The sequence below is a fragment of the Flavobacterium sp. 1 genome (genome assembly GCF_002797935.1).
Lineage (GTDB): Bacteria > Bacteroidota > Bacteroidia > Flavobacteriales > Flavobacteriaceae > Flavobacterium.
In genome coordinates this window covers 1109352-1123978 of the sequence record NZ_PGER01000001.1, presented here as the reverse complement: position 1 = coordinate 1123978, position 14627 = coordinate 1109352, and the positions used below count along the sequence as shown (strand labels likewise).

Genomic DNA, 14627 nt, shown 5'->3' with positions numbered 1-14627 from the left:
AAAACAGGTGTCAGGTTAAGTCTATTTGGCTTCACTAAGGATAATCTTAGTAGAATCACTTTCGAAGTAAAAAGCCTTCGACTTTAGCCTGTCCTGAGCTTTTATCGAAGGGCTCAGGATGACAATCATTTCTGAAAGCATAAAGATTTTACTCAAAATAAGAGCTTCTAATCAATTATACCCAACGCGTTATTGTATTATTATCATTGCTGTTTATATATACTCAAAAGGCAAGAAACCAAATTCTTCTCTAAAATACTTGGTAAATCTTTTCGGGGATTCAATCTTGGGCTTGTATTTTATCATTTGATAAAAACGATAATATTATTGTGATAATTATTTGTAATTGCTCTCCTATTAGTTTTTGTTATATTATTTTTTCCTTTTATTATTCAATAAGAAAATTATATAAGCAAAGCTGCCACACGAAAGGATTCGTGTGGCAGCGGGATCATTTAAACAACAGATTGCTTTTTTTTTGTAAAAATTATTTTAAGAATTTCCAATAATCAAAATACAGTATGTCGGTCTTGGCTTCTCCTTTAAAAACAAAATACAAATCGTGAATTCCTGAAACTTTTTTAACATCAATTGTTTGCAATGCCCATTTGTCATTGCCTCCCGCCATTGGTACATTTACGGTTCCAAGTAACTCTCCGTCTTTAGTGTCTAATCGTATCTCCATTGAAACATTTCCGTTGTGCGTTGTGCCAATTCTTGCCGTGAATTTCGAAGCGCCTTTGCGGAAATCCACCTGTTTTACTTTGATAAAAGCGTCATTGTATTTTGCCGTAATATAATTGCCAGTCACATTATCTTCCATTGACTTCACTCCTTCAGACCAGGAAATGGTTTCAGCTTCAGTTCTCACATAAGGATTTAATGGTTTTAAACTCTGTTTAATACCTTCTGTCATGTTCATTTGCACGATCGAACCATCTTTATTAAACCTAGCTTCTTCTACACAAACTGAACGGGTAAAACCGCCACCTCCGGGCAATGCTGCATTGTGATAGAAAAAATAACTCTTTCCCTTAAAATCAATTACACCGGGATGATTGGTAAAAGAATTTCCTTGTGTAGGCATGACGACACCTTGATATTTCCAGGGTCCTGTTATACTTTTACTGGTTGAATAACCAATATGTTCCGATATTGGCCCTGCGGCAAATAATAAATAATACAGACTATTACGTTTATACAGCCATGGTCCTTCCTCATAGGTGGTAGGTCTTATGTCATTTTTTTCTCCTTCGCGTTTACCAAAAGATTCTATAGTATTGGGGATTTGTTTAACTTCACCCGAATAGGATGTCATGTCCTTATTCAGTTTTACGTAATACAAGCCGGGATTTCCCCAAAACAAATACGCCTGACCATCCTCATCAATAAATGGAGTAGGATCGATATCGTTCCAAATATGATGATTGATAAGTTTCTTGCCAATAGGGTCTTTAAATGGGCCATAAGGACTATCTGAAACCAAAACTCCTATATTTCCGCCATGCATTGGACAGTATAAATAAAATTTACCATTTCGTTCAATACACTGAACTGCCCAGGCACCATTATCCTGCTTTGCCCAACTAAAATCTTTTAGGGAAGCAACTATTCCATGGTCTGTCCAATTGACCATGTCGGTTGATGTATAAAGTGACCAATTAAGCATTTTAAAACCCTTGCCGTCAGCATTGGCATCATCTTCATCATGGCTTGTATACAGATACACTGTCCCGTTATGTACCATTGGTGCAGGATCTGCCGAATATTTGGTTTGCACAATAGGATTTTGTGCTTCTCCAATAGAACAATTTATGATAGCTATAAGTGTCGCTATAAATTTATAGGTATGTTTCATTTTAGTTATTTAGTTAATAAAAATCCTCCGTTCGGTCGGATAGTTATACATAATTTATCTTACTATTTAATTCTGAACCAATCAAAATCAGCATAACCGCCTGTTTCTTTTGTTGCATAATTAAACAAGCCAAAACGATACCCCATAAAATGCGGGATGTCATATTTCATTTTCAATATATTTCCAATAGGATTCCACACTTTTCCATCTAAGCTGTACGAAAATTTAGCTTCATCTTTCCCATTAAGAGCGTAAAGGTTTTTAGCTTCATCGTTCATGCCGGTAAAATCGCAATCAATCTTTAAATAAACGCACTTTTGTGTCAAAGGAATTTGCTGTACTTCTACAGGTTTATCTGAACCTGCACTTACCATTACTATCGACTTTTGACCATTTTCAACCTTTACTCCAACCTGTCCATATTTTTTTTGAAAGGCACATAATCCTGCGAAATCACCTTCCTTCATTTTGGAAACATCTAATAACGTTGAACCAGTACATGTTGGACCAATTGTACGTTGCGTAAGTGTGTTTCTGTCCTGAAAAAAATCAGTGTCGATTCTTCCTGTTTTAAGGCGCAAGAATCCTTTTCTTTCTTTTATTGACCAAAGTTTGTTATCTGGATTATGATTCCATTGCCATACTAAAGGAAGTACTGCTTCTCCTTTTTTACGGTTGAATTCATCAGAAGCAACCAAATTCGGAATCAAACCTTTACTAGCTGGCAGGTCTAATATTTCTGGGGCTTTACCATTTTCTCCTAATACAGGCCAACCATTTTCCCACTTAACAGGAACGAGATAAGGAACGCGGCCAACAGCAGCATAATCTCGGAAAAGATAAGAGAACCAACGTCCATCGGGAGTGTCTATCAATCCTCCCTGAGCAATTCCTCTATCCTGAAAAGCAACTTTTCCTTCCCAGGGACCGTTGATATTATCTGCCCTATGTATAATTACAGTTCGCATTTCACCGCGTGGCGCGCAAATATTAAATAGATAATATTTCCCTTTTACTTTAAATAATTGAGATCCTTCAGCTCCAAGGCCTACTTCTTTTCCTGTTGGTGCGCTGGCGTTTTCGATGAGTACTCTCTCCGGAACGCCTTGTTTAATTCCTGTTAAATCGTCATTTAATTCAACAATTTTTAGTCTTTCCGCGTTATAAATTAAATATACCTTGCCATCATCATCAAAAAACAAGGAATGGTCATGGAGGGATGGCTTAAAAGAAACTCTTTGCCAGTTTCCTTTTTCTATATCTTTTGTTTTAAAAATATAGGTTTCACCTGGTATGTCATGTGCAAAAGTGGTTACATAATACATACCCTTGTGGTAGCGCAGACTACTTGCCCATGAACCCCTGCTATAGATGTTTTTTCCTTCTGTCAGATTTAACGCCGGCAGATCTGCCAAAGTATCATAGGCATAATTGATGATTTTCCAATTGACAAGATCTGTAGATTTCATAATGGGTACACCTGGGTTCATGTGCATCGTGGTACTGCTCATATAATAATTTTTACCAACCCTGATCATAGACATATCAGGCACATCAGCAAAAATTACCGGATTTTTGGCTTGCGCCAAACCAAAGGTCTGAACAAGCAAAACTAAGAAGCCTAAAATAAGCTTATTATTTTTTTTCATAATTTAAAAATTAGTCAATAGTATATAAATGGTTTCAGTAAACAAAATAACAAGAAAACAAGGCTTTACAACGTTTCCTTTTGTATCGAAAAAGTGGACCAATTGTATTAAATGAAAAGCCTATATCAACATTTATAAATCAATCTGAAATTTTATGGATTTATCTCAATAAGATTTGAAAATAGTATAATTCATTGACTAAATTAAAAATAAGTAGTATCAAAAAAAAGTAGTAAACCTAAGCTTACTACTCTCTAAAATTGTACTTGTATTTGTTATTTAATCCTGTATCATTTTTTTATTCCTCTCAACAGATATTATTGCTGTTTATATATGCGCAAATATTCAGAAGGTAAGGAACCAAATTCTTCCCGAAAGTACTTGGCAAATCTTTTCGGGGAATTAAACCCTACTTCATATGCTATTTCGGCAATTTGCATTTGGCTTTTTTCAAGGAGCTGACGTCCGCGTTTTAATCGTATGGTTCGAATAAATTCGATTGGTCCTTTACCAGTAATGGCAATTAACTTTTTGTATAAATGACCACGGCTTAGGCCTAAAGCTATACTAAGAGCTTCAACAGAAAACTCAATGTCGCTTATATGTTCTTCTACAACCTTAATAGCTTTGGCTATCAGGGCTTCATCCAAAGATGTTATGGTAATTTCTGCAGGAGAAACATCTAACTTTTGACTAAATGAGACATGACTCTTCTCAGTCCATTCTACAAATTTTTGAATACGTAGCTTTAACAGGTTAAAATTAAATGGTTTAGTTATATAATCATCAGCACCAAGTTCCAAACCTTCCATTACATGTTCTTCAGCGGTACGTGCCGTCAATAGGATAACCGGAATATGAGACCAATAAATATTAGTTTTTATTTGTCTGCAAAGTTCTATTCCGTTCATAACAGGCATCATTACATCACTTACAATAATGGTTACGTTAAACTTATCCAGCAATTGCAGGGCCTCCTCTCCGTTATTGGCAGTTATTACATAATATTCATCCTCAAGATTATCTTTAATAAATTCACAAAAATCATTATTGTCATCTACAAATAATAATATTTTTTTATTTGTAATGATATTTGTTCCTTCCTCTTCCTCAAAAGCAAATTCATCTGAAAGATTTTCTGCTGAATATTCTTCTACTGTACCTAAATCAGCCATTGTGATTGGAATCTGAAAGGTAAAAATACTGCCATGCGGCACATTATCTGTAACATTTATTGTTCCTCCGTGAAGATTGACATATTCATGTACAATATGTAATCCTAAACCTGCTCCTGTTTTTTCCTGTTCCTGCTGAGCCTGATAAAACCGTTCAAAAATATGTTCTTTTTCTTTATTGCTAATACCAGATCCTGTGTCAGAAACACTTACAGAAACAGTATCATTTGCTCTTTTTATATGGATACGGATAGTACCGCCATCCAGAGTATACTTGAATGCATTTGAAAGTAAATTTGAAAGTATTTTCTGTATTTTGTCCCGATCAAATGACATTGTTAAACTTTCTATATCAGTGAACAACAATAAATTAATCTTACGTTCCTCTGCATAAACACAAAATGAAGTGTAAATTTCATTAATAAAACTAACAAAATCACCGGACTTTAAATTCAGCCTTTCTACACCAACATCCAGTTTATGAAAATCAAGCAGTGAGTTTATTAATGCCATTAGCTGTTGTGCATTTTTATACATAACACTCAACTTTTTTCTCATGCTTTCATTCGTCGCATCATTCAATAAAATCTGCAAAGGAGTAATAATGAGCGTAAGCGGTGTACGCAAATCGTGGCTGATATTGGTAAAAAACCTTAATTTTATCTCATTAATATGTATTTCCTTCTCATGATCAATCTGAATGCGATGCTGCTCCAGTTCTATAAGATGCTTTTCTTTTGTTTTAAGAACAAAAAATGTCAGCGCACTAATAATTAAAATCGCATATATGATAAAAGCCCAAATTGTAAAATAAAAAGGAGGCATTACATTAATAAATAATTCTGTAGGGACATTGTTCCAAACACCATCACTATTACATGCTTTTATTAAAAGTCTGTAATTACCCGTAGGAAGCGAGGATATTACTATTTTATTTTTTTGAGTTGGTATCCAATGGGTATCAAAGCCTTCTATTTGATAAACATATTTCACTTTATCAGCATTCAATAAATCTCCTGTTGTAAACTGTAATGAGATAAGTTTATCATCATGCCTGAAATTTAACTCGGAAGTTAATTGCATTGGGTGGTCGAGCAGCTTGCGTCCATCATAATAGGAGTCCACCTGAATAGTATTATTACCCACTGTCAATTCAGTAAATATAACTTTTGGTCTAGATTGGTCTTTTTCAGACATTTTATTCGGATTCAAAATAGTATATCCTTCCACATTACCAAGCAGAATATCACTATTTTGTAGTTTGCAAACAGCGCGATCATTAAAATAATTATTCATAAGGCCATCTTTGACCGAGTAATTTTTACTTGAAAAAGTAAATCCTCCGTTTGATGCCGGCCTAACAGTAAGTATTGAAAGTCCATTGCTTGTTGTTACCCAAATATTATTGAGATTATCTTCTGTTATACCTTTAATTGAATTATCGCATAATCCATTTTCCTTATTAAAATAATAAATAGTGTCTTTTTTTTGATTCCAGATGATTAGTCCATCATTACTGCCTAACCATATAATACCACGTTTATCTTTATAAACATTTGAAATTTGATCTTGGGCAAAAGTTTGATTTCCTTTCTTATTGCCATGATATAACTTTTTCTTGTAATTCGTAATATCTACTACCAAAAGGCCAGATACAGTACCAACATACATTCTATCACCACCATCATAAAACATATCCAACGCATAAACAGTATCATCAAATGGGGTAATCACAGCATTAAAATTATCCGAGTCTGATTGTAATACCTGAATTTTTCCACCTAATGATCCTATCCACAGATTTCCATACCTGTCTTCTTTTAAATTCCAAATACTATTACTGGTTATTTTGCTGTTCTTTGTAGTATACTGGATCATTTTGCCATTTTCATAACAAAAAAGTCCTTTTTGATAGGTCCCAATCCAAATACGATTCTTCCTGTCTTCCAGTATGGATATTATCGCAATGTTTGGAACTGGGAGTTTCCTGATGGTCTCTGTGTTTTTTTCTTTTACATATAATCCGTTCCCATCTGTACCCAACCAAATATTTCCATGATGGTCTTCCATTATAGCCATGATATCGGAACATTCAGGGTGTCGGAAATTGATAAAATTCCGGAAGCTTTCATGATAAAACGAAAGTCCTTTTTTATCGTATCCAATCCAGACAGTCTCATTGTTGTCTTTGTACAGACACTTCACACTGTTCGATGATGGACCTGTCTCAACCCATGGATCAGATGCAACATTTTTAAATAAATCTTTTCCTTTGTCGTAGATAAACAATCCTTTATGGTCTGTTCCTATCCAGATTTGTCCCGGCTGATTTTCTATAATACTTGTTATATGATTGGCTTCAGTTTTTAATTTTGAAGGCAATTCAAATCTTTTCCACTCTTCAATTGAGTTCTTTTTGTAAAAAACCTGTTCACTTTTATCCGAACAAATCCACAGCCCGTTATTGCCATCTATATAAACTATATTGGCGGCATTAATAGCATTCTGTTTTATAAAGTCAGGTAATTCAATAAAGGTTAAAACCCCGGAATTTTTATCCAGTTTCCAGAAACCCCCTGAATCATATTGAATAGCATACAGAAATTTACCATTATCAGCAATAGAAATCTCCTCTTTTAAAGGAGTCTTTAATTGGAATACAGATGTCTTTTTTTTCTTAATATTATAAAAAAACACCTTCTTTTTGTTTAGCACCCAGAGATTACGATTTTTATCGACAAAAATTTTAGCATTAAAATCCGCCTCTATCCCCAGATTGAGCAACAATAGTTTTGTATCTGAAAAAGAATCTTTATCTCTTTTATATACCATGTAAGAGTATCCTAAGTCTATCCAGATATTACCCAGGCCATCTTCCTGCAAATCAACTATATTATTTGAAGACAGAGCATTAGATACACCGGAATGCATCGTATAAACCTTAAATCCATATCCATCATATCTATTTAATCCGGACTCTGTACCTATCCAAAGAAATCCGTAACTATCCCTTAGAAATGTCCTCACATTATTATTTGAAAGACCTTCATTAGTTTCTAAATGATGAAAAACATAGGACGACTGCCCTATAATATTTTGAAAAGAAACGATCCAAAATATTACGAGTGTATGTATGCAGATTTGTCTTATATTTTTTTTCATACTAAAATGGCCAATAGAAAATTAGAGTAGATGGGCAAATATGTAAGCTGAATTTTTTCTGTATTTATTTAAAAGGATTTTATTTTCTAAAATTTGAAATCAATAATATCTGATATGTTTTGTAATTTTTCTCATCAGGTATGCTTTGCATCCTGCTTTATTTCAATAAATTCAGGTTCATTCCGTTGTAGTGGCTGTTATAGGTAGTTGCTATTCTTCATTGTTAATCCTTACTTGAATATTTTCAATAATTTTTTGCAGTTTTCCTGCTTCTTCATATTCTTCATACCTAACATGCATTTCGATAGAAGTTCGAAGTGTTTGAATCCTCGTCCTTAATTCTTCCACAGTTCCTGTTAAATCAATAGTATCATCAATAATGCATTCTACGTAATACTCAGAAGTTGTATCTTCTCCAAATACTCCTTCTTCTTCGTGTTCTTTCCATAAAATTTCCATTTCCAAAACACAATTTTTAAGTATATCAAAAAAATCAATTGGAAGATTAACAAACGGTTCAAGTTTTTTTACAGATGAACTTGTACGTCCGTATAAAACGGTATATTTTCCAATTTTAAAATCGACATCTATGTTATTATCAAAAATTCCTTTTTCTATTAAGAGTTTTCTAATTTCTTTTCCGATACTTTTCGCAAGTTCATCAAGTTGGTTTTCCATATTTTTAAGTGTTGTTGTTTTTTGCAATTACCTATAACATTCAAATATAACAAATGTTTTTGACCTATTTGTCTTGCCATTACACCCAAAGGTACATCAGGCTCCTTCTTAATTCCCAATTCGTCCATAAGCTCATCCAACAAAGGATAAACAAACTTCCATCAGCAGGTAAACCGACATAGAAATTTAAATAGCCAGTTAATGTAAGATTGCTTCGTTCCAGTTTATCATTTAGAATCATAGTTATTTCATAATACCAATTAAGTTTATCAATCGACACTTTTAATTCCCTTCCAAAACCACTACAGAAAAGGGTGGAATTGTTACTTCTAATTTATCATTTTTTATCGAAAATTTATTAAAAACAACAGGAGATATCTTGTTTGGATTTTCAAAAGTATTATAGTCCTGAACTTTCGATGAAGACAATATGTATCCTTTAATATTTTTGATTCCTAGCTCTTTTAAATCGATTTTAATTTTATTTTCTTTTTTTAAATCAATATTCACAAGTGAAATATGAGTTAAATTTGCTTTATCTTTTGAAGCTGAAACAGAAATCGCCGGTAATTCTTTTTTATCAAAAATATATTTTGGAGATTCGATTTTTAAAGGGATAAGTACAGCGTCCTGATGTACATTATACATTTTCATTACGTGATAAGTGGGAGTAAGTACCATTTTTTCTTTATCAGTCAAAATTACTGCTTGTAAAACGTTAACTATTTGAGCCAAATTTGCTCCCCTCACTCTGTCCGCATGATTATTAAACACATTCAATGTCACTCCTGCAATCATGGCGTCCCTCATCGTATTTTGTTGAAATAAAGCACCATTAGCTCCTTCATCGGTATCATACCATCCTCCCCACTCATCAACTACCAAAGCAATTTTCTTTTCCTGATCATATTTATCCATGATTTCACTATGCTTTTGAACTAACTCTTCCATTTTAAGAGCCGAATTCATTGTTCCAAAATACTGACTTTCATCAAATTTTGTAGATGATCCTTTTTTTTCCCAATTCATAACTGAATACCAGTGTAAGGCAACAGCTTCCATTAATCCTTTAGGAATATCCCGCATTAAAACTTCTGTCCAATGATAATCCTCTCCATTTGCACCCGAGGCAACCCTAAATAGCTTTTCGCCACCATTTCCATTTGGCATAAAAGTTGCATATTGCTTATATAAATTAGAATAATATTCCGGAGTCATATTTCCTCCACATCCCCACATTTCATTCCCTACTCCCCAAAAAGCAACTTTCCAAGATTTTTCTTTATCATTTTTCTTTCTTAAATCAGACATTGGAGTGCCTGATCCATAATTTACATACTGAACCCATTCTTCTAATTCACGCGGAGATCCGCTTCCTACATTTCCTGCCAAATAGGGCTCTGTTCCAAGAGCTTCACACATATCTAAAAATTCGTGTGTTCCAAAACTATTGTCTTCAACTCCTCCCCACCAACGATTTACAATACCTGGTCTGCCTTTTTTAGGTCCAACTCCGTCTTTCCAATGATAAGTATCGGCAAAACATCCTCCGGGCCAACGAAGATTAGGGACTTTTAACTCTTTCAATGCCTTAATTATATCGTTGCGAACACCTTTTGTATTTGAAATATTACTGTCTTCTCCAACAAAAAGTCCTCCGTAAATACATTTTCCCAGATGTTCTGCAAAATGACCATAAATATGTTTATTAATGATGGTTTTATTTTCTGTTTTGACAATTGTTATCTCTGTAACATTATTTTGCGAGAAAACATTTTGAAAAATAACAGAAATAAAGACCAATAAAAAGAGCTTTTTCATATATGAAATTATTGTTAGTGTTTATTATTTTTTTTAAATCTAAGGAGTAAGACATGATTTGTCAGTGAGACAATTTTAATTTGCTCCTGCAGTAATAGCGTCAATTGTACGCTGATCAAGCACTTTATTATTACTTCTGTCTATAACACCACCTATGTCCCAAAAAAATGGCACGATCCCATTATCTAATGACTTTTTGGTAATATAAGTTATCCAGTAATCCACAGCATTCTGTCAACATGATCTTTTTCAAGTTCAAATTGCATTTTTATTGGTATTCTAAATATTTTTAAATTTTCTTGCTTTTAATATCCCTCAATATTTTGATTCTAAACCAAAATTGTTATTTCTCTCTAAATTTAGAAATTACAATAAAAATAGAACTAGGGAGACCAAACACTCCCTAGTCCTAATGTAAACTAACTTAAAATTTAACCATTCAAATTTTTTAAATTTTCATACTCAAAGTATATCTGACCAACATATTCTTATTCCAGCATGTCATCTAATAAAAAAAAATGTATATGCAAATCTCATTAAAACATCGTTATGCCATGGTATTCTTTTGTATCAAGAAACTACCTCATTTGTTGCAATTATGATATTTAGGCTGTTCCGGCTAAAATTACTTGAACTTAATAGTGCAAAAAAAAAGGTTAGGGAGAGAAAATATTCATCACAAAAGAAAACTTCCAAAATCAAAGGGAATCTGAAAATGCATTCAAACACGCATTTCGACACTTAAGAATTCAAATATTTATTTTTTGATGCATATTGATGGACAAAAAATATTCTGAAAAACATTTTTTGTAATTCAGGAATCCGATAAATTGTTTACGCCACAATTGGAAATTAAACGATATTTATTCTTTTACTTTTGAACCATAAAAAATCGGTATCAACAATCTATCGTAAAGTAAGCAAAAGAAAAATTCCAGTTAATAAACTAGGCAAACGCATTTATTTTTACAGGCATGAGTTGATGAAATGGATTAAGTCCGGTCGGGTAAAAATTTATTTAGAAATCCAAAGCGATATTAAAAAAATATAAGAAATATAATATAAAATTTAGATTCCTGACCTTTTTTTAGTTTTTAAAAATTACTGAGGGAAGAACTGCAATAAACATGGATTGTCCGTTATTGCAGTTTATAAATCCGTTCCATTAGTATCCATTTTTCGTCTTCTTTTGCCCCTGGAGGCGCTTGTTGAAATTGCCACATTAATTTTTCCCATTCCTGAACTTTTGGATTGGCAACATCCATCATCTGCTTGCGTTCAGGACTATAACTTTCGTCTACTTCCATAATCATAAACAATCTGTTGGCTAGAATGTAAATTTCCATATCTATAATACCTGAATCTTTGATACTTTTAGTGATTTCAGGCCAAGCGCTTCCCTGAGAATGATACTGTTTGTATAGTTCTATTAGCTCTGGATTATCAACTAAATCGCAGGCGTAACATATTTTTTTAGAGTTCATAAACTAAATTATATACGATATTATTTTACTTAGGTTTGTTATTTTTATTTTCTTCCAATAGCAATACTATTTCCATTATATTTTACCGAAATATTTGTTTTTCCGTTTTCGATACCAACACCGTTTGATTCGTCAACCCAAACAACATTAAATACTCGGTTTTCAATTAATCCATTAAAAACTCCACCTTTTCGCTTTCCTATTGTAAGCGTTTGTTTTTGTTCATTCCATTCAAAAGGTATGATAGAAAAAGCTCCTTTCTCATAGTTGTAATTTACGCCTTCATCTTCATAAAGTTCAAACTTGCCATCAGCACCTGTATATACTCTAATCTCAAGATTTTCAGCAGGTTTTTCGTTTGTGTACTGTATTTTCTCATCCATTGGAATTATAGAGCCCGATTTTACATATAGCGGAATGGTTGAAAGAGACGCAGCTGTTTTTACTGTTTGCCCGCCTTTATATTGTTTTCCTGTCCAAAAATTAAACCATCCCGATTGATTTTCCGGCAAGTAAACATCCCAGTTCTCCACGCCTTCTGAAACAACAGGAGCAACAAGAAAGGCAGATCCAAACATATACTGATACTTTTGCTGAAGTGCTTTTGTATCATTTGCAAAATCCATTATCAGTGGACGCATCAAGGTGCCGTTTTTAAATGTTATGTCCGCTGCTTGTGAATAAATATATGGCATTAGACGATAACGGAAGTTTAAATATTTTAAAGATTCCGCTTCTACATTTTCACCGTATCTCCAGAATTCGGTATTCGTTTGATATCCGTGCACTCTTTGCAAAGGGCAGAATGTGGCAAACTGAAACCATCTTAAAAAACGTTCGTGAAATTTAGTATCTGTGTATTGACTTTCTCCAGGACGGAAAAAACCTCCTGCATCAAAAGTCCACCAAGGCAATCCTGTTATGGAATAATTTAATCCAGCTGTTAGTTGTCGACGTAGAGTTTCCCAGTCGTTACCTATATCTCCAGTCCAAACTGCTGCTGCGTAACGCTGCTGGCCTGAGAATCCACTTCGGGTAAGAATAAAAACTCTTTTGTCCGGAGCATCCTTGCGGGAACCCTCGTATACCGTTTTTGTTACGTACATCGGATAAACATTTCGCATTTGCTCTCCGGGAATTGTTCCTTTATTTATTTTTCTATTTACCAAATCATCATTTTCCGGTTCAGTAGCATCCTGCCACCAGGCATCAATATCATAAGGCTTTAAGAGCTTTTCGCTAAAATTCTTCCAATAATAATTTGCAGCATCAGGATTAAAAAAGTCAACCCATTCGGTATTTGGGATATAGTACTTTTTTTTATCAAATTCTTTACCAAGTTCACTTCCTTTATCAATTTTGGACCAAACGGAAAGCATCAACCGCATATTCATTTGATGTAATTCTTTTACCATTACAGACGGATCAGGAAACAGCTCTTCATCAAATTTCATCGAATTCCAACCGTATTTCCCCCAATATTGCCAATCCTGAACAATTAAATCCATTGGCATTTTTTTGATTCTGAATGCTCTGGCATTCTCAAGTAGTTCATCTTGGGTTTTAAAGCGCTCACGGCAATGAATATAACCTAATGACCATATTGGCATAAGCGGAGCCTTTCCTGTCAGATTGCGATAGCTTGAAATAACCTCATCTGAATTTCCGGCAAAAACAACATAATCCAGCTTGTCAGCAACCGGAGATCTAAAGACAGTTTCATTCGTTACTTTGCGATAATATACTACTGGGAGATCATTTTTTTCTCCGGTAACCATAATCTCGTGTTTTCCTGCTGTCAATTTAACCAATGTGCTGGTTGTTGGCGGTAACCAATGGTTTTTAAAATTAAGAACCTCGTTACCATCAATTGTCAATTGCCATTTTCTGGCCATTTTTTGACCCACATCGAGCAGGATAGCATATTCAGCATTATCTTTAATTGTAAAATCTCCAACAAATACACCGTCTTGGCGAGTTTCCTTTTGATTTCCGTTGGTAGTAGTGACATCAACAGTAACGGTTTCTCCACTTGTACCTGTAGCCTTTAAATTTACAATAGAATCAGCAGGGTTAAAATCAGTAAGTCCATAATTGTGCCATAGCAAACCATATCCTTTGCTTGACATAACAAATGGAATAGAGATTTGTGTATTTACTTGGGTTAATCTCCTGGGTAATCCTTTAATATTCAAATATCCGTCCTGAAACTGACCTGTACCAAAAAGATATTCGTCGGGTAAAGTACTAAAACCTTGTTCAGCAATATAACATGGTTCTCCTTGTACTGAACTTTGTTTAAAAATACGACCATCAGGTTTTTCGCTTAAAAAAACCTTGTCCTTATAATTGCGATAAGACAATGCTCCACTTTTTTTATCTACTACAACAGTCATTTTTGACATAGTAATTTCAATGAGTGAACTGGACTCTGAAACCTTAAAATCAGGCACTTTAACTTTTGAAGTAAAAACCAACTCGGGCAAATTACTTTTCATTTCCAAACCATACTGAACTCTTACGCTATTTTCAGTTAAAGGACTCAAATAAAGTTGACCTTTATCAAGGGTTATAATTACTTTATCAATGTACTTTTTATAGTCTTTTACTACCTGTCCAATACAAAGCATTGGCATAAGAAGAATAAATAAAATCTTTATTCGTTTCATTAATTTTTTATTTATTTAGCCCGTTGGGTGTAATTATTTTTTAACACATAGAAACATAGAATTATTGAACTGAAAAAAGGCGTTTCACTTGCATTAACACACATAGCTATGTGTAAGAAACGAGTTTCTTT

9 protein-coding genes are annotated in these 14627 nt (G+C 33.8%); 1 reads left to right on the top strand and 8 read right to left on the bottom strand.

The genetic code is table 11. The features are described 5' to 3' along the window. Window positions 1-487 precede the first annotated feature (487 nt). The 6 genes from CLU83_RS04620 to CLU83_RS22015 all read right to left on the bottom strand — a co-directional run bounded on the left by CLU83_RS04620 (window position 488) and on the right by CLU83_RS22015 (window position 10568). Window positions 488-1858 (bottom strand): glycoside hydrolase family 43 protein, encoded by a 1371-nt coding sequence (locus tag CLU83_RS04620; protein ID WP_100430528.1) that lies wholly within the window; start codon window positions 1856-1858, stop codon window positions 488-490. Between the two features lie 62 nt (window positions 1859-1920). After that, a complete protein-coding gene (locus tag CLU83_RS04615; protein ID WP_100430527.1) occupies window positions 1921-3507 on the bottom strand; it encodes a glycoside hydrolase 43 family protein in 1587 nt (528 codons plus the stop codon). Between the two features lie 317 nt (window positions 3508-3824). Next, a complete protein-coding gene (locus tag CLU83_RS04610; RefSeq protein WP_100430526.1) occupies window positions 3825-7844 on the bottom strand; it encodes a two-component regulator propeller domain-containing protein in 4020 nt (1339 codons plus the stop codon). A gap of 210 nt (window positions 7845-8054) precedes the next feature. Continuing rightward, the gene (locus CLU83_RS04605) at window positions 8055-8522 is read right to left on the bottom strand and encodes a hypothetical protein (protein ID WP_100430525.1); all 468 of its coding nucleotides are present in this window, start codon (window positions 8520-8522) and stop codon (window positions 8055-8057) included. A gap of 282 nt (window positions 8523-8804) precedes the next feature. Then, complete coding sequence (locus CLU83_RS04600; protein WP_100430524.1) at window positions 8805-10343, bottom strand: alpha-N-arabinofuranosidase; 1539 nt, start codon at window positions 10341-10343, stop codon at window positions 8805-8807. Window positions 10344-10418: 75 nt separating this feature from the next. Next, on the bottom strand, window positions 10419-10568 hold the full coding sequence (locus tag CLU83_RS22015) for a hypothetical protein (protein WP_157801992.1): 150 nt from the start codon (window positions 10566-10568) through the stop codon (window positions 10419-10421). A 652-nt stretch (window positions 10569-11220) separates the two neighbouring features. Here CLU83_RS22015 and CLU83_RS04595 point away from each other — a divergent pair. After that, complete coding sequence (locus tag CLU83_RS04595) at window positions 11221-11394, top strand: helix-turn-helix domain-containing protein (protein WP_232726977.1); 174 nt, start codon at window positions 11221-11223, stop codon at window positions 11392-11394. An 88-nt stretch (window positions 11395-11482) separates the two neighbouring features. Here CLU83_RS04595 and CLU83_RS04590 read toward each other — a convergent pair whose 3' ends face one another. After that, window positions 11483-11827: an L-rhamnose mutarotase gene (locus CLU83_RS04590; protein WP_100430522.1), complete on the bottom strand. Its 345-nt coding sequence runs from the start codon at window positions 11825-11827 to the stop codon at window positions 11483-11485. Window positions 11828-11871: 44 nt separating this feature from the next. Further along, window positions 11872-14496: a TIM-barrel domain-containing protein gene (locus CLU83_RS04585; RefSeq protein ID WP_100430521.1), complete on the bottom strand. Its 2625-nt coding sequence runs from the start codon at window positions 14494-14496 to the stop codon at window positions 11872-11874. Between the last annotated feature and the right edge of the window lie 131 nt (window positions 14497-14627).